Annotated in this window: 11 protein-coding genes; 1 reads left to right on the plus strand and 10 read right to left on the minus strand. The window is 44.5% G+C overall.

Going from position 1 to position 17,736, the window contains the following annotated elements; all coding sequences use genetic code 11:
* Positions 1-214 precede the first annotated feature (214 nt).
* From L0991_04750 to L0991_04775, 6 genes are all read right to left on the minus strand, one after another.
* Positions 215-973, minus strand: a complete 759-nt coding sequence (locus tag L0991_04750; protein XGB63377.1) for a sulfite exporter TauE/SafE family protein — start codon at positions 971-973, stop codon at positions 215-217.
* A gap of 197 nt (positions 974-1,170) precedes the next feature.
* Positions 1,171-2,691: a tripartite tricarboxylate transporter permease gene (locus L0991_04755; protein XGB63378.1), complete on the minus strand. Its 1,521-nt coding sequence runs from the start codon at positions 2,689-2,691 to the stop codon at positions 1,171-1,173.
* Between the two features lie 10 nt (positions 2,692-2,701).
* Positions 2,702-3,202 (minus strand): tripartite tricarboxylate transporter TctB family protein, encoded by a 501-nt coding sequence (locus L0991_04760; GenBank protein XGB63379.1) that lies wholly within the window; start codon positions 3,200-3,202, stop codon positions 2,702-2,704.
* A gap of 241 nt (positions 3,203-3,443) precedes the next feature.
* Positions 3,444-4,415 carry a tripartite tricarboxylate transporter substrate binding protein gene (locus L0991_04765; protein ID XGB63380.1) on the minus strand — a complete coding sequence of 324 codons (972 nt, stop codon included), beginning with the start codon at positions 4,413-4,415 and terminating at the stop codon, positions 3,444-3,446.
* 294 nt (positions 4,416-4,709) lie between these two features.
* Positions 4,710-8,366 (minus strand): response regulator, encoded by a 3,657-nt coding sequence (locus tag L0991_04770; GenBank protein ID XGB63381.1) that lies wholly within the window; start codon positions 8,364-8,366, stop codon positions 4,710-4,712.
* A gap of 32 nt (positions 8,367-8,398) precedes the next feature.
* Positions 8,399-9,442, minus strand: coding sequence for a two-component system response regulator (locus L0991_04775; GenBank protein XGB63382.1), 1,044 nt, complete (start codon positions 9,440-9,442; stop codon positions 8,399-8,401).
* A gap of 318 nt (positions 9,443-9,760) precedes the next feature.
* On the opposite strand from L0991_04775, the gene L0991_04780 reads away from it, so the two are divergent.
* Positions 9,761-10,993, plus strand: coding sequence for a hypothetical protein (locus L0991_04780; GenBank protein ID XGB63383.1), 1,233 nt, complete (start codon positions 9,761-9,763; stop codon positions 10,991-10,993).
* Positions 10,994-11,077: 84 nt separating this feature from the next.
* Here the strand turns inward: L0991_04780 and L0991_04785 are convergent, their stop codons facing one another.
* Genes L0991_04785 through tssK form a run of 4 tightly spaced genes read right to left on the minus strand, consistent with a single transcriptional unit; the run spans position 11,078 to position 17,730 of the window.
* Positions 11,078-11,812: an AarF/UbiB family protein gene (locus L0991_04785; protein ID XGB63384.1), complete on the minus strand. Its 735-nt coding sequence runs from the start codon at positions 11,810-11,812 to the stop codon at positions 11,078-11,080.
* Positions 11,802-15,194, minus strand: coding sequence for a type VI secretion system membrane subunit TssM (gene tssM, locus L0991_04790; protein XGB63385.1), 3,393 nt, complete (start codon positions 15,192-15,194; stop codon positions 11,802-11,804). The genes L0991_04785 and tssM overlap by 11 nt, the downstream gene beginning before the upstream one ends.
* Positions 15,195-15,196: 2 nt before the next feature.
* A complete protein-coding gene (icmH, locus tag L0991_04795; protein XGB63386.1) occupies positions 15,197-16,393 on the minus strand; it encodes a type IVB secretion system protein IcmH/DotU in 1,197 nt (398 codons plus the stop codon).
* A gap of 5 nt (positions 16,394-16,398) precedes the next feature.
* On the minus strand, positions 16,399-17,730 hold the full coding sequence (gene tssK, locus L0991_04800) for a type VI secretion system baseplate subunit TssK (protein ID XGB63387.1): 1,332 nt from the start codon (positions 17,728-17,730) through the stop codon (positions 16,399-16,401).
* Between the last annotated feature and the right edge of the window lie 6 nt (positions 17,731-17,736).

The raw sequence follows: 17,736 nt of genomic DNA on the forward strand, positions 1-17,736 counted from the left end.
TAATGAAGTCTCATTTTCGACAGGAGAATTATCCCACTTTGTTCATAGTAAAGGCTAAAAAATAGCCTAAATTAATATCAAATTTACTAATTCGATGACGGTATTCACACATTCCAAGGTGGCTATTATATAAGCAATAGAATAGCAGTCTGGCTAGTTCGAGAGTAACGTTGTGTAGATAGTCACTCTTACATGAGTAACAAAAATTCTTCGTTTAACTGGCGTAAAAAAAGTAGGCCGTGATTAAGAAACTAGCAATGATCACTGTATTTCGAACGTATTGTTGTGGAATACGACGAGAGACTTTGGCTGAGTAATAACCACCAACCAAGGTTCCCATTAAAACTGCTATACCCGATGGCCAGTCAATCGAACCTTTGACGATAAAAAAGACTATCGCAGCGAGGGAAGCACAAGCCGAAACCAGTAACTTGATGCCATTCATAACATTAATATTGGTGTAGCCAGCCAGAGCCAAGTAGCTCAATGTCACTATGCCTAAACCCGCATTGAAATAGCCTCCGTAGATACAAACAATCAGTAGTAATAGTGCTGAAAAAAATGCCCCAGCGCTGGTGGCGTGTTTGTGTTTCGCGGTTGCTTGCTTAAGCCATTTGTTTAGTGTCCCACCAAAGGTAAACAGTAGTGCGGCAAAAAGCAGTAACCAAGGCACAGACTGGGTAAATAGAGCTTCTGGCGTGTGCAACAACAAGAAAGCACCAATACCGCCACCTAGCACGCATAAAGCGATAACGAGTTTGAGTTGCTTGGTACCGGACTGAATCTCATGACGTAAAGCGTATGCGCCACTGATGTAGCCGGCACAAGAGGCGAAAGTATTCGTGGCGTTGGCCGCAATCGGAGGGACGCCAGCAAACAATAGAGCAGGGAAGGTTATGAAGCTGCCTCCTCCAGCAATAGAGTTAAGCACACCACCGATTACTCCTGATAAAAATAGAATCAACCAATCCATAGTTTTGAATCCAACGCGTTAAATGACTGGTTACCTTACTTTATTTTGTTAAGAATATCAGAGCTGAGCGCTTTAAAAGCGTGAGTTTGTGAGTTTGCTACCATCTTGGAGTTGTGTTTATTCTCTGCGGTGGGTAAGAGAAAAGGAGCCAGAGGCTCCTTTTGGGTTTCGTATTTTGCACTATGTGTGAATGTTGGTTACGCCTCGACAGGTTTTGCTCTAAAGCTCTTGAAGAGTTTAACTAGAATTGGGCTTGCAAGAACCAACACGGCTAGGATCGTAAATGTCATTGTAATTGGTCTTTCCCAAAGGAAGCTCAGTTCACCATCACTGATCATCAGTGCTCGTCTTAAGTTCTCTTCCATCAAACCACCTAAGATAAAGCCAAGCAGTAGCGGTGCGAGAGGGAAGTTAGCCAGCCTCAATGCAATGGCTGCCATCGCAATAATCAGCATCACAAATACATCCATGGTGTTGAAAGAGACCAAGTAAACACCTGTGATTGAGAAGAACAAAATCATTGGTAGCAATACGGTTCTCGGTACAGCCAACAGTTTAGAAATGTACGGGATAAGCGGTAGGTTCAAGATAACCAGTACGATGTTACCAAAGTACATAGAGATGATTACCGACCAGAATACATCTGGATGCTCAACAAACAGACGAGGACCAGGCTGAATACCGTAAGCGATTAACGCGCCAAGCATGATAGCTGTTGTACCAGAGCCAGGAATACCAAGCGTTAGCAGTGGTACGAACGAGCCGCTTGAAGCCGCGTTGTTTGCTGATTCTGGAGCAACAAGACCGCGAATGCTTCCTTGACCGAATTCTTTCTGTTTGTCTTTTGGTGCAAGGCTACGCTCCATGCCGTAACTTAGGAATGCAGCAATAGTGGCACCTGCGCCCGGTAATACACCTGTAAAGAAGCCAAGGATTGAAGAGCGAATTGAAACCGGCGCGACCTCTTTGATCTCTTCTTTGGTCACTTTCATGCTGCCGATATCAGACATCTTTTGGCTTTCTTCAGCACTGGTGTCTTTTTCTGGTTTAAGAATGCCCATTAAGGTTTCGCCCAGAGCAAAGGTTGCCATCGCCAGTAGTAGGAAGCTAAAACCGTCCATTAAGTCGGTTAGGCCGAATGTGAAACGCTCGACCCCAACACCTTTGTCGATACCTACGGTTGATAGCATTAAGCCTAAGATAGTCATCATCCACGCTTTGATAACCTGACCCGGGCCAGCAAATGCTGCTACAGCAGATAGACCTAATAGCATCAGTGCAAAGTAGTCAGAAGACTGGAAGCTCAGTGATACGCTTGCTAAAGCCGGAGCTGCAATCAAAAGCATTATCGCTGAAAGCGTACCACCTGTGAAAGAGGAGTAGGCCGCAAGTGCCAGAGCTTTACCTGCTTGGCCTTTTTGCGCCATTGGGTAGCCGTCGAAAGCGGTTACAACTGTTGAAGAACAACCTGGAGCGTTGATTAGGATTGATGACGTCGAGCCGCCAAATACCGCGCCATAGTAAACACCTGCCATCAAGATAAGGCCAGAAGAAGGGTCTAGACCATAGGTGATAGGGATCATCAAAGCAATCGCTGAGATTGGACCTAATCCTGGAAGCATACCGATGAAGGTACCAACGAAACAGCCCACGATAACCATCATGATGTTCATTGGCATCACGGCGGTCGAAAGTCCTTGTAAAATTCCGTCTAACATAATGTTGTCCCTACCAAAGAGTGAAGATTAAACCAGGCTCTAGGTAGATATCTAAGCCTTGAGTTAAAAGAAGAAAGAACGCGATAACGAAAGGAAACGATGCGCCAAACAAGATTGACTTGCGGCGCTCTCCCAGTAGGTAAAAGCCAGCAAGCAAGAAGAAACTTGTTGCTAAAACGAAGCCTAGGTATGTCAGTCCAACGCCGTAAAACGCCATTAGCACTAAGAAACCAATCAGTAGTTTCCAGTTCAAAGGCGCGGTTTCACACTTAAGCTTTTTGTCTGGTTGGCCAGTAACAAGCAAAATCAGTGAAAGGCCGATACCAATGAAAGTCAGCAGGGTAGGCAATGTTCTCGCGGTAAAGGGTTCGTACTCATCACCGGGAAATAGCGGAATTAGGGTAGTTTGGTAGCCGTAGCACAAGCACGCTAGCAGGAAGATCATTGCGCCGAGACGATCACTCGAAAGCAGAGACTCTTTGCTAAAAAATTTGGTTGGTAAGTCCGACATATCCAACTCCATTTGGGGTGTGTAGAAAGTAAAAAAGCCGTATATGAGCGAGTTAATGAGTAATGTCTGGGATCACTAACCGAAGGTAAGCGAATTACAGTGCTGCTTTAGCCACTTGCGTGTACAACGAATCGGCAAGCTTTGGTAATACGTTACGAATAAACAAAGGAGTTTTAGTAAACTCATGTACGGCGAAACAAGGAAAGAGTAAGAGGGCACTATGACCCTCTATCGTTATTGGTTACTTCAAGAACCCTAGCTCACGCATTAGGTCGCCCATCTGTTTTTCTTGATCTTCTAAGAAGGCGTAGAAGTCTTTGTCAGCTTTGTAGTTATCGATCCAGCCATTACGGTCACGAACCACTTGCCACTCATCGGTTTTGTACATTTTGCCTAACGCTTCGTTCCACTCATCGATTTTCGCTTGGCTAGTGTTTGGAGCCGCGAAGAAGCCACGCCAGTTCGCAAATACAGTTTCATTGCCGTACTCAGTTAGTGTTGGGATATCTGGTGCCGCTTCAAGACGTTTTGGTGCCGTTACTGCCAGTACTTTTACTTGTCCAGATTTAGACATCTCTAGTACTTCACCAAGACCGGTTGATAGCAGTTGTGTCTCACCAGAAAGCAGTGCTGCCATCGCCTTACCACCAGCATCGTAGGCGATGTAACGAACTTTCTTAGCATCAAAGCCTTCACCTTTAAATGCCGCTGCAACCACTAGGTGATCCATGCTGCCTCGTGCAGAGCCACCAGCGATTTTTACCTTACGAGGGTTACTTTCGAACTCTTTTACTACGTCTTCCCAAGTGTTGTATTTAGAATCCGCAGACGCAACGATCGCACCATAGTCAGCAATCGTTGCAGCAACCGGTGTTAGGTCTCGGAAAGATTGAGGGAAGATACCCGTTAGCGAGCGAACAACGATAGGGGTAGAATTCACCATCAATGTGTCTTCTTGACGTTGTGCCGTTTCAATTAGGTGAGCAATAGCTTTACCGCCGCCGCCACCAGATAGGTTTTGGAAAGAGACATTTTCTACGATGTCTGATTTCACCAGTACATCACCAGTACCACGTGCTGTCATATCCCAACCGCCACCAGCGCCGCCAGGGATTAGGAAGTGGATTTTTTCTACGTCTGCAGCAAAAGTGTTGAAAGAAAAGGTTGCTGCGATAATAGAAGCCGCAAGAGTAGGTTTCAGTGCCTTGAACATGGTTCACGTTCCTTATGTAGGGGATCTCTTCAATGGAGAGAAACTTATGTTTTATATCTAGCTGCTAAACATCACTCTTAGGTGTTGCTAAGCAGATGAAGTTAAAGTTAACGGCGTGTTAACAAAATGTCTTCAATGCGGCGATATTGAGGATAAAGAACATTGGGTGAATAAAGTTCATAAAGTTCACGGAGGGTGAAAGCTTTGAGATGTCGCGATATCGGTAATCTAGGAATAAAAAAAGAGAGCTAACTGAGCTCTCTTTACCTATTGATTCATCGTTGATTAATATCTTTAAGTTTCAGTGGCTAAGGAGGAGCCTCTTAGCACTTCAGAAGCTGTATCAAAATCAAATTCCTCTAACGAGTTTTCTAGTTTCTTGAACTCTGAGGCTGATAATCCAATCTCAGCGCTACTCTCAATGTTTAGAACGATGGTCAGTGCTTCAGTGTCGTCATTGGCGACGGCTTCGAGTAGTGCTTTATACAGCGCGATGTTTGTCGACACAGATACTGAATCAATATTCTGTGATTGCTCAGTATTTTCATCAGCAGGTGGGTTTGACTTATCGAATGACTGTGCCAGCGCTTGGCTTAACTCGACAGTCGTTGTGATCACTTGTTCCATGAGTTCCGAGTCTGCAGGTTTCGACTCAAGCTTCTCACATAGCGCGTGCAACTCAGTCGCGCCTAGGTTACCTGCAACGCCTTTTAGAGTGTGTAAATAGCGAGCTTGGGCACTGCTCGTGAGTTCAGTGTTTAAAGCTTGTTGGTCCGAATAGGCTTCAACAAAGCGATGCAATAATTTCCAATACAGTTGGTGGTTATTGCTGGCTCGTAGTAATCCCATGTCAGTGTCTAAACCATCTATGATAGGCAGCGTTACAACTGCATCTTGTGATTTAGTCTCGGATGGTAGAGTGGGTGTTGTGAACTGCACAGGATTAGCCGGCGAAATCCAGTTCGCTAATGTGGCGAACATTGATCCGACATCGATCGGTTTGGCAATGATGTCACTCATACCACTATTAAGCGCTTTGTCTTTGTCTCGTTCCATTACGTTTGCGGTCATGGCGATAATAGGCGTTTTAACGTCTTTTATCTCGTTACGAATGTACTGCGTTGCTTCATAACCATCCATAACTGGCATTTGGCAGTCCATTAAAATGCCATCGAAAGGGGCGCCATCAGCAATTGCTTTGTGGTAAAGGTCTATGGCTTGCTGACCATTCTCTGCGACCGTCACTTGGATCTGTTGCCCTTCTAAAAGCTCGGTTGCCAGCTCTTGGTTAATTTCATTATCTTCAACTAACAAGATATTCGCGCCTGCGAGTTGCTGAACATTCGCAAGTTGATTTTGTTGCTCCAATTCACTACGTGATACTCGGTCTGAATCTAGTCCATAAAGCGAGACGATGGAGTCGTAAAGGTGCGATGAGGTGATGGGTTTATCCAATATACTAGGTATGCTGAACCCTCGTTCTGTGATGGCTTCGGTTAATTCTTCGCGGCCATAAGCGGTAAGCATCATGATGTTAGGTGCTTTCGATAGGGGCAAGCCTTTGTTCAGTTCTGCAAGTAGATCAACCCCGTCACGCTTAGGCATTTTCCAGTCTGAGATAATCAAATCAAACGGCTCACTTTTATCGTCAGCTGAATGTAGCTCTACAATGGCCTCATCGACAGAAGCGCATAGTGTTGGCGTTAATTTTAGGGACTCTAAGATATCGCCGACGATTAAACGAGCACTCGCGTTATCATCAACCACAAGCACTCTTAAGTGATTAATCGAGGCTGGTACTACAATGCGGTTTTGTGTAATTGAATGGCTCACGCGTGTTGAGATGGTGAAGGAAAAGGTTGAACCTTTGCCAAGCTCAGTCGAGACTTGAATGTCCCCACCCATAAGCTGGCTAAGCTCCTTACTGATCGCTAAGCCTAAGCCTGTACCTCCGTATTTTCGTGTTGTAGAGCTATCGGCTTGAGTGAACTTGTTGAACAGCTTGTCTGCTTGTTCCTGCGTCATACCAATACCACTATCTGAAACGGCAAACTTCAGCTTGATATTATCCCCTTGTCTTTCAGCAACTGAGATGGAGATTTTCACTTCGCCTTTCTCTGTAAACTTGACGGCATTATTGCTGAGGTTGATCAGTATCTGTCCTAATCTGAGTGGGTCACCGATAAGGTTGGTTGGTACGTCTCTATCAACTTGGATGAGTAGTTCGAGCCCTCGTTCAGATGCTCGTAGGCCGACTAGATTGGTGATGTTATCGAGTACATTCTCGAGATGAAAATCGACGTTTTCTATATCTAACTTACCGGCTTCGATTTTCGAGAAGTCGAGAATGTCATTGATTAGACCGAGTAGGGTATCGGACGAGAGCTTCACTTTGTGAATATAGTTACGCTGCGCCTTGGTTAAATCAGTCTTTAATGCGAGATAACTCATGCCAATGATGGCGTTCATTGGTGTGCGAATTTCGTGACTCATATTAGCGAGGAAGTCGGATTTTGCTTGGTTTGCGGCATCGGCCTCATCTCTTGCTTCGGCTAGGCTGTGTGCGAAGGCTTCTAAAGCCGAATGTGCTTTGTTGGCGAGTAACCCCATTAGCAAGATAATGGCGAAGAAAATGACGCCTCCGACTGCTAGATGGAAGGTAACACTAGAGGAATCTTTAACATTGACACTCTCTGCTAAGTGGCGCTGTGATACAAAGTCGCGCAGTTCAACGAAGCTGCTATCCATACTATCCAGTAATTGATGACCTCGTATTTGCGAGTTAACTAAGCCCATAAATTGAGACTCATAAACACTGATGCGTTCATCAAACGCCGTCACTTTTATGTTAGGTGCGTATAGAGCGAGAAGCTGCTGGGCGTTAGTCGACTTAGCTTGCAACTGGTTGATAACGTTTGAAACCTTTTCAGCGATTAGCTTTTGCTCCTTAGAGTTGGCAAGCAGAAAGTCTCGGTTGAATCGATTCGAACGACTTAATAGTGTGCGAATAGCCAGCAGATCTTGCCCTATGAGTAATTGAGATGAGAGCTCTGCTTGGGATTGGGAAACGAGGTGATTTAGCTCAGCCACTTGGCTCTGCTTGGCTTGATAGAGTAATCCAACCGAGCGCGAAAATTCAGAACCACTGAGTGTGACTTGATTGATGAGTGACGCTCTTAGCTTAGTTGAGGAGGCTGGTACGCCTTGGAGCTGGACTAAGTTTGTGTAGTAGCGATTTTTTGCTTTATCAATGATGTCTAAAAGTTGCTGCCCTTTGTCATCTAAGATCTGTTCTTGCAGCTCCAAAACTAACTGTGAAGCTTTTTGCATCTCAAATTTGACCAAGGAATAGGTCTTTAGGTTTCCGTTGAGCAGGTACTCTTTCTCAAGGTTTTGTATGTTGACCGCAAGAGTGGTTAGTTGACTGGTTTTTAGGGCGACGTTGGTTAGGTCTTCGCTGGTTAATCTTAGTGCCCTTATATTCTGACTGTTTTGATTAATGGCTTGATTATGTAGATCCCTCATATCCCGTAGCAGCTCTGTTGCGGCGTTTGAACGCTCATCCATGAGTGTTCTAGTCGATTGGCTCATCTTGATGATGTCGACATACTCTTTGAATTGCATCAGGTACTTAGTGAGCAAATCAACAGGTAGCGATGCAGCATATTCGCTTTCGTATTCGTTAGCGAGTTGGATGGTGTGTTCTGCTTCTTGATTAAACTCTTCAATGACTTGTTCGTTGTAATCGTTGCTGAAGGAGAGCTCGTAAACACGCAGCTTATCAAGGGAAGTCAATAATCTGGTGCTAGAGGCGTACTCTTCAACGCCAATTAATCGATTATTGAGGTTGATCCAGGCGCCAACAGCAACGGAAAACACAACGATGGCAGCAACCAGAAAGGAGACTAAGATTATTTTTGAGTCAGTAGCAAATTTAGAAACAGTATTCATAAAGTACCTGTGTTCATAAAGTACCAGCGTACTTAGTGTTCTAGTTCATCAGTAAAAGAGTCTTTGATGGTGAGCATCTCGTCGAGCTTACTAATGAAGATCGGCACCAAGTTAGGGTCAAAGTGCTGGCCAGCTTCTTCTTGTATCAGGCCTATCGCTTTTTCGATTGGCCAAGCTTGCTTGTATGGTCGTTCGCTGGTGAGCGCATCAAATACGTCGGCAATAGCGACAATACGTGCGCTTAGTGGGATATCTTCGCCTGAAAGTTTGTGAGGGTAGCCACTGCCATCCCATTTTTCATGGTGGTACAGAGCAATTTCTTGAGCGAGTATCAGTAGCTTAGAGTCGTTGTCTCCAATGATATCGCCGCCAATGGTGACATGGGTTTGCATGATTGCCCATTCGTCCGCATCGAGCTTTCCGGGTTTCCCAAGAATAGAGTCGGGGATACCAATTTTACCTATGTCATGCATTGGTGCAGCTTGGAACAGAAGTTCGACCCACTCATCACTAACATCGAGCTGCTGAGCAAGAATTTTGGAGTAGTAGCTCATTCGTACAACGTGCATACCAGTTTCATTATCTTTGTATTCCGCGGCGCGCCCCAGTTTTCGAATAATCTCGAGCCTACTCATGGCTAACGCTTCTGTTCTCTGCCTCACTTTTTGAGAAAGCGCTAAGTTTTGGTCATAGAGAGAAATATGAGTCACCACACGAGCTTTCACAATAGGTGGACTGACTGGCTTAGTGATGTAATCAACGGCGCCAAGTTCAAACCCTTTTTGTTCATCGACGACATCGGTTTTCGCAGTAACAAAGATCACGGGGATATCCGCAGTGACCGGGTCACTTTTAAGTCGGCGGCATACCTCATAGCCATCCATTTCCGGCATCATAATATCAAGAAGAATAAGGTGTGGTTTCGGTGAAGAAGAGGCGATTTTTAAAGCTTTTGCACCGGACGTAGCAGCTTTGATTTTAAATTCGTCGTTTAGGATCCCTGAGAGGGTATGGATATTATCTGGGATATCGTCGACTACCAGAACAATAGGCTTGTCTGTCGTAATTTGATTCATTTTTCGTCCCTAAAAAATTTAATCAGATTGCTGTATTCCATGCTAATAAAGCGTAGTGGAATTTGGTGGAAATGCATGATTTCCGGAGGGTTAATTGTGGTTTTTGGAATCTGAGAGTAAAAAATAGACTTCCTTAATATGAATAGATATTTTATATGTTAACCTTTATTTAACAAAGAATAACTGCATGGATTGTGTCGTAGTGCGATCAGGGTTGAATTGTTCGAGTTGAAGTTTACGAACTTCGAGCTTTTCAGAGGTACTTAGTCGTTCAAGTAACTTTTCGAATTTACCGTGGACTTGTTACAGGGAGAACGTGTGATGCCAAATAGTGGGCTGACTCTCATTCAGAAAGATATGCTATCGCTATTCGCGAACGCAGATTTGGTGGGTGTAACCAAAATCGACAAAGTTAAAATTGCCGTGGCTGCGGCAACAGAAGTAGATAGTTTAACCGGTACAATAACAGAGGCTGTGACAGGGAGTGGAACAAGCCTCGCAGGGATGATTGAAAATATTACCGAGCAAATCAAAGAGAAGTTCCTAGATTATGCGAAGAGCATCACCAGCATTGCGATGGATGATATCAAAGCCCAAATACTAAGTATGATCCCTAGCTTGGTTAAGAAGATCTTCGCAGATTTAGCACCTGCTATTGATGATATCAAAGAGGCAGCCAGTCGAATTTACTCCGCTTTAGGTAAAGCGGTAAACAATCATAAGACTCGCCATTTGAGTTCGATGACAACCACTCGCGTGGGCGCCGATGTAATAGATAAAATTCGTGGTGAGATCCGTGCTGTTGCTGTTCAAGATTCAATGATCGCATTGGCGCATGGTGGTGTGATTGCAATTAACCTAGCGAGTTCTGGTATCGGTGCGACTGTCACCAGTATTGTTAAAGCGGTTCTGTCTATTTTTAATTTTTTCCGCGGCTTATACGACAAATGGGTAATGGAAAGAAAGTTTCGTAAGTTTAAGCAAGAGTGTCTGATGCTTAATCAAAAGAGAGACGTGATCGGCGCTAATTTCTTCCGTGATTGGTTCAAGATGAAAATGGAAGAGATCCCCGTGATTGCGTCATACATGGTGTGCATGCCGTGTTATAGCTCTCCATATAACTTCTTATCAATAACCGACATTACGCCACCACCACCAAACATGAAGACTCGTTTAACGCGTAGAATTAAGCGAAAGTTTGGTTTTAAAGTGAACACGGATCCTTCTGTTATAAAGTTGTCTTTCCAGAAGTCGACCCTGAGTGCTTACGCTACTCTGCAAGAAGAGGCGAAGGCGTTTATCGCCAATAGTGAAATCGCGTTAGAGAGTAATAAGCCAGGAGTGAAACAGGTGCTCAATGCTGCACGCGGTGAGCCTAACTTTATACCGGGAACAGATGAAAAAGCATTTACTAAAGCAGTAAGAAAACAGCAGGTTAAAAACTTCTTCAATGGCACGACGATCAAAGAGAGTGTAAAAGAGAGCCTAGCGCCTAAAGCACTCGCAGCGACGGTTGCTGGTGGTTTGGAATCTCTGTTGGTTCCTGAATAACTATAACGAAAATCAGTTTTCCTGAAATAGAATAAATGCGGATGATTGGTCATCCGCTTTTTTGTGTCTGCTGATACCGTTGGGTTAGCGGTGTTGTTTGAGAAGGACCTGATAACGACTCGGTAAGCTTCCTATATTCGAAAGTTCTTCCAATATCACCGCGAGTGCGAACCAATCGTCCAATTTGCTCGTGATAGTGTGCTCTCTAGAATATCGAGGGGTGTAGCTGTTAAAGCGAAGCTTTTCTCTATCCGTTCCCATTTGGGTGACAGACCCAAAGTCGATAAGATGCGCCCGTCCTTGTTCACTCATGATTATATTGGATGGCTTAAGATCACCATGAACGAATCCAAGTCTATGGATTTGGTTTATAGCGGTTTCTAGTGAGCTAATAAATTGAAAAGACGAACACTCAGGTAGGTTTGAGTCGTTTAGTATCTCCCGCAGTGTTTGACCACTAATGTAGGAAAGTACTAGAAAGTCTTGTTGGTAGTTAGAGAAGTAGTCGAGATATTTTGGGTAAGTGCCTTGTGTATCCAAATCTGTGTTGGAATAGAGAAACTCTGCCTCTTGTTTTAGATAGTGGCGGTGTTTTAGTTCATGAGCATATTTGATAGTGACCAATCCCCAGCTACGATGCTGAGCTATAAATACTCGCGAGCTTAAGCGAGCAAGGTCGGTATAACCATGTTTTTGGATCGCACGTCTGAGCTGTTCATCAGTTGAACTCGTCTGGTTAGAAGAGGCATCATCTTCGATGGGTGCAGCTCGCCTTGATGGGGAGGGCGAGCTATTAGACGGAGCGCTATTAAATTCCACTTGGCAGAGAAAACCCTGAGAAGAACCCTGGGACAAATGGGTTTGATTGCCCTTGGGTTTTGATGGTGAGCTTCACTTTACTGTCTCCATAGACGAATTCAACTTGGGTGTTTTGAGCAGACGTAAAGTTCACGTTTGGCTCAAATAAGCGGAACCAGCTCCATGTACCTTTCACAGTATCTTGGCCTATGGTTGAGTCTTGAGCATTGAGTTGAACACCGAGTTTTTCGATGAACTTCGCATCACCTTGCCATGATTGTTGGCTCCACAGCGTTGGGCCATGTCGGTAAGTAAAGATAGGTTTATCTGAGATGATGGAAAACTCGGTGATGTTCGGTGTCATATCGACGGCTTTCAATTGGAAATTGATCAACACATTGGACGGATCGGCCAAGAACAGCGCACTTTTGATATCGGCTGCTTTATCCATCATTGTCCAAACGTCAGGTGTAATTGACAACCCAGTCCCCGGTAGTAAACCCGGCAAATAGGGCGCTTCATCACTGTTCTTGATAAAGCCATTGAGGCGCGTCTGGTGGAACTTATCGACAATCCCATTGGTCACGAAGAAGGCTTTAACGTCGGCAACACTCACGTCAGATTTTGATTTTCGATTGAACGGATAAAACGAAGCCAAACGTTGTTGATAAGGCTGATAGATCTCGTTCGACCAAGCAGTATTCAGATAGTCATGAGCCAGTGACATCACGGTTTCATTGCTTTGATGAACCACTTTGTTCACCAGCTCTTCAGCGACTTCTAAGTGATTGCTGGATAAGCTCGCAAGTGAAGCAATAGGATTACCAGCCTGTAGAGTCGCAGATAGCGTATCAAAGGCGACCTTCTGCGGCTCTTTGGCCTCGTAAAACTTATATCCCCACTTATTCGCGTTGATAAACGCTGTAAGTAGGTTGTCTATTGGCTTTTTACCTTGGTCACTAGCGGTAACTTGCTTTTTGTAGGCTTGGAAACTGAGTGATATTTGACGAGCGGATTCCTTTTTATCAGGATCTTGAATCGGCATGCTTGCAGGGTCTTGTTTTTTGTCATCCTGAGCGGGGATTTCAAGCTCCACATAGGTGTATTTAGCAATCGTTGAATACAAGCTAACGATTGGGTTATTGCTTGCTTCAGATAGGCTAGTTAATGCATTTTTTAACTGTGTCGGGTCGGCAACTTCTTTGACTTCAACATTACGAATTAGGTCACGCCAATAGTTAATGTAATCGTTTTGGTAAGTCTGCTTGAGTTCTCGGCTAATACGGTGAAGCTCCAATGCACTCGGGTACGCGCCCGCCACACCTTCATAAGATTGTAATGCAGACATTAAAGTCGGGGAGTTCACCGATAAGTCGAGTTCATTAAAGCCCGTCGGTGTGTAGATATATGGAACTAGGTAACCAGCAAAACTTGGTGAGAATTTGAATACCGAATTGAAGTTATCACCCAGTTCACCACGAATATCGACACGTTTTGAGTAATCTGGTGAGCTCTGAATGTGTTCGTACAGCAGCGTCTCAATACCGGTTTGAGTGATGACCTTCTTAGCTAAACTTTCTAAATCATGGTTTGATTTAACTGGAGTCAGATTACGGGCAAAGATGTCATCCAACAGCACTTCGAGTTGAGCAATGTTGACGCTGTCGGCTTCACCTTGATCTTGCAGCGTACGAACGTAGTAATTTTTAAGCTCTTGTACGTTGGTTCTGTCTTTGCTGAAGAGTAAGCGATAGTTATTCAGCAAAGAGAGGGTTTGTGACTGATCTTCTAAGTTCACATAGACGAAGAGATCTTTCTCCAGCGTGTTTTCCATTGAAGGGATTAGAACTTGCTGTAACTCGGCGAAATACGCCTCTTCGACCTCTGCCTTAATACTTGGGTTAGGCATAAACGGTAAGGTGTACCAAGGTTCTGGTTGATTGTAGAGGTTGTAGATTCTTTGTAGTGAGAACAGGTTCGGGATGTTATCGGCCATGTTCTCAATGTCGTACGGCGATGCAGATATTGCTTCTTTGTAACGCTCAAGCATCACATCGGCTCTGGTCTCACGTTGGTTCTGGAAATCAAAATCAAACTTAATCACCAATAACACAGCGGCGAGCAAACCTATCCAAGAGAGTGTAAACAGCACTTGGTTAACAAGCAGGGTATTCTCTTTTCGTTTGTTCACACCGACCAGTTCGTGTTCTGCCAAGATCACATGCGTCATCAAGTATTGGGCAAACAAGGTTTGGTTTACCGGGACTTGCTCGTTCTGTTGATAGTGCTCGTGACCGACAGAATAGGAGACAGTGCTTGCCAGTAAGTCTGATTGTGCGGAGCTTTGACCATCATGAGTGAAGTAAAACCCTCTAAACTGAAGTGCATCGCTGAGTTGTTCTCCGCGGTATAGGCGATTTAAAAACAACCACAGGTTTTGTTTCAATAAACCAAACTGGAATGGGGCGCTCGCGATGGAGTTTCGATAATCTTGATTCAACTGCCCAGCAAGTGCATTGCTCATATTGGCAATCAGTTCACTGATTAAGTGGTCATATTCATCATTAAACCAATCGGCATCGATACCGCCGTGTTTGGAATACGGGGCTGTCGCGCCAAACACTTCGTCTCTCTTTGACTCATCAAAAGCCGAGAAGAACTGACAGAAATCACTGATACTTCCCATGTTTGAGATAACGTTATAAATCGGTAGGCTAACACCAAACGCTTGGTTAAATGTCTTAATGGTCGACTTGAGTTCATCAGCCTGTTGGGTAATTTGCTCGTTGTTCTCTAATAGCGATGACACGTCAGTCGTGAGCAGCAAGCCGTTAGCCGCTTGTCTTGGTCGCCACGCGGTGAGAGATTGGCACAGAGTTTTCAAATATTCAGGGTGTTGGTCTTCACCCATACTGATAGAGACTAAAATCGAATGCTCGCTAACCCAAAATAGGATAGGGAATTCGATGTCATTGCCAAAGTCGTCAAGCTTATACGCCTCATAACCCATTTGCGTGATGATGCTTTTGTCTTTGTTCGGATTTTGGCTTAACAGCAAATAGATAGGCTGGTCATATCGGCTGGTTAAACGTGTCTTGCGTTTTTGTCCGCTGATCATACGGTTGAAATGGTTAGCCAGCTGCTTTTGTCGTTTCTGAATCAGCTCTTTGTCGAGTGACTCTTCTTGTGATTTTGCGCTGCGCTTGATCACTACCCAGTAGCAAATGACACCAACCAAGGTTGATAAAATGGCAGCCGTGGCAAGGGCCCAAACCAGATAAGCATTGAGGGGTGTTAAAAGAATGACGCTAGAAGCGACAGTAAAAAACGCGACAGAGGCTAGAGCAGAGATACCTACCGTTTTCTTTACGTTACCTGACTTGTTTGGTTTTGCATCCGGCATAATCAGTTAGACTCTTCCTTGTTTAAGTCATGCGCAGAAGTGCGAACGATAATGGCATTTATTTGGTCGTTTTCGACATACCATGCTTTGGTTTTTCTCGCTTCTTCTGAGGTGCTCGCTCTCAATATCACTCGGTAGTATTTCTTGTACGGCGAGATGATTGGTTCATAAGCTGATGGCGACAGATTGTTGATAAAAGCTTGGGCATTTTTCTTACTAGAGAACGTCGCTAATTGAACCAACCAATTCGCCGTGCTTGGCGCTAAGCTGGTAACCTGTGATGTCTCAACCGCTTGAGCTTTACTTGCATGACGAGGTGGTGATTCAAGATCGTTGTCTTGGCTAATAAATACGATGTCTTTAACTTCACCAGATAAGACGTAGCGCTCACTAAAGTTAGGTAAAAAGGTGAAATCGCGAGCTCGCTGGGTATGAGTCTTGGTGTACCAAAACTCAGTGAGCCCAATACTGGTTGCTATCAGACAAAAGAAAAACAAACTGGTAATGAAGTATCGCTTACGTCGAGTCGGCTTTCTTACTTCTGGGAGCTTAACTTTAGTGCGGCAGTGAACACCGCTAACAGTGCGATACTGGCTAATGGTCTGTTCTAATTGATGGACAAATGCCTTTAGTTGCTCAGCACCACCTTCCCGATATTGTCCTTTGAACCCGATATTGATAAAGAGATAAACGATCTCAAGAAGATCAATTAATTTGTGAGGCTGTCTCGCGGCTTTTTCGGCAACAGAGAAGAACAGCTCACCACCGTTACGCATACCAAACAGTTCACTCAGTAGGGTTTTATTTTCCCAGCCTCGTTTCTCTCCCCACTCGGTATAAATGATGAACTCATCAATCACCACGGCATACAAAAAACAGAGCTTATCGATAACTGCAACAGGGTAGGTTAACTCGGTCGCTTGAGCTTTGATGTCGTTAATGCCCTGAATAAGTTGCTCACGGAAAACGGTTAAGTCATCTGGTTCAGATAAGGTTGAGATCTTGAGTGTCTTGGTTAGTAAATCACTGCTGATATTGATCAGTTGATTCTCTGCTTTATCAAAGTGACGCAGAAACTCTTCTTGGGCGCTGCTGGAGTGCACCGCGACTAATTTAGAGAAAGCCTGGTCAGCCCCTGTATTAGCAGAGCCTTTTGACGCTTTATCGATGACCAGTGTTTCTTCGTCTAAATAATCCATAGCTATTATCTCAACGCGTAAAGAACAACTTCGAGAGTTGGTATCCGAGCATCAACATGCAGCGCAATGGCATCGCGAGTGTCGAGCATATCGAGCCAGTTTCTGTCTTTGGTATCGACTTCAAAATAAGCGACGCCTTGCATCGGCTTGAGCTCACTTGGCGCAATAGGCAGTGGGGTTAATGAGATGCCAGACAGGGAGCTTCGAACCAGCTCTACAATCTTGTTGTTGCTGCTCAGTTTAGCTGAAATAGGGAACAGTTCATTTAACTCTGTACTGCTGATATCGGACTTCACACTCAGAACGAAGCGACGGTTGTATACGCTGCTTGGATCTTTGATAAGGGTGCGAAGTAAGCGGCGTTTTTCAAACAGAGATATGTCCCATTTGAACTCGATGACAGAATCTTGTTGAACGAGAGTCAGCAGGTTTCTTAAGCTTGAAAACAGTGGGTTAAAGTTGTCGTAAAGCTTATCGTATTTTAGGGGCTGACATTGACCGGGGATCGCTGGTGTTAGTGCCATCACTTGAGCTTCAAACTGCTTTAGCTTTGAATACAGCTCGTGAGTCGGGTACTTGGTGTTGCTAATGGTTAATTCGAACCACGGTAACCACGTGTTGAGCGTTTGCAGCCAAAGGAAGTCTTGCATCATAGACTGCGGGCTTTTCTGCCCTTGGCCAGCTTCGATGCGTTTCAAAAGGTTTTGAGCACGGTTACTTACCAGTGCATGAATCTCTTTGACTCGTTCGCTAAGCAGCGTCGACGCGCCATAGTGCAAACAAGCTGGAATAAAGGCACGATCCAACATCACTTCGTCGGAATCGCTGATTTCTAGAATCTTAGCGACCGGAATTAGGGTAAAACCAGAGGTGTCTTCTCCTGCAAACTTGAGGCCGATGTTGAGTTGTGCGACATCAACTTCGACGCTGGCGTTTTCTGAGGTTGAGGTATCGAAAACATTAATTGAACGAGTGATGTAACGGCTTTGCTCTTGACCATCTTCGCTGTAATCATTGTTACCTTGCAAAGAGATTGGCAGTGCAAGATAGACCACGGTTTCAATAGTGCCTTGTGGAATATCGACAACGATTTCTTGCTTGAGGTTAAACTGAGTTCCATCAGGGAACACGCCGGAACAACTCGGGATTGAGAGTTTACCGATCTTTAATAGATCATGGTTAAGTACTAACTCGGTGATGCCAAAGAAAGGGGCAAACCCAGCCAGTGTTTCAATATTCTGACGAATGTAGTTTTGCACATAGCGGTCTTGCTGTTGAAAGTGCTGAGGTGCAATAAACATCCCTTCTTGCCACACTACTTTTTTGAAAGCGTCCACGTAAAA

The sequence above is a fragment of the Vibrio chagasii genome, from assembly GCA_041879415.1.
GTDB lineage: Bacteria > Pseudomonadota > Gammaproteobacteria > Enterobacterales > Vibrionaceae > Vibrio.

Excerpts from the sequence above, each read along its gene's own strand:
- L0991_04750 (XGB63377.1), bottom strand. The coding sequence starts at position 973 with ATGGATTGGTTGATTCTATTTTTATCAGGAGTAATCGGTGGTGTGCTT.
- L0991_04755 (XGB63378.1), bottom strand. The coding sequence starts at position 2,691 with ATGTTAGACGGAATTTTACAAGGACTTTCGACCGCCGTGATGCCAATG.
- L0991_04760 (XGB63379.1), bottom strand. The coding sequence starts at position 3,202 with ATGTCGGACTTACCAACCAAATTTTTTAGCAAAGAGTCTCTGCTTTCG.
- L0991_04765 (XGB63380.1), bottom strand. The coding sequence starts at position 4,415 with ATGTTCAAGGCACTGAAACCTACTCTTGCGGCTTCTATTATCGCAGCA.
- L0991_04770 (XGB63381.1), bottom strand. The coding sequence starts at position 8,366 with ATGAATACTGTTTCTAAATTTGCTACTGACTCAAAAATAATCTTAGTC.
- L0991_04775 (XGB63382.1), bottom strand. The coding sequence starts at position 9,442 with ATGAATCAAATTACGACAGACAAGCCTATTGTTCTGGTAGTCGACGAT.
- tssM (XGB63385.1), bottom strand. The coding sequence starts at position 15,194 with ATGCCGGATGCAAAACCAAACAAGTCAGGTAACGTAAAGAAAACGGTA.
- icmH (XGB63386.1), bottom strand. The coding sequence starts at position 16,393 with ATGGATTATTTAGACGAAGAAACACTGGTCATCGATAAAGCGTCAAAA.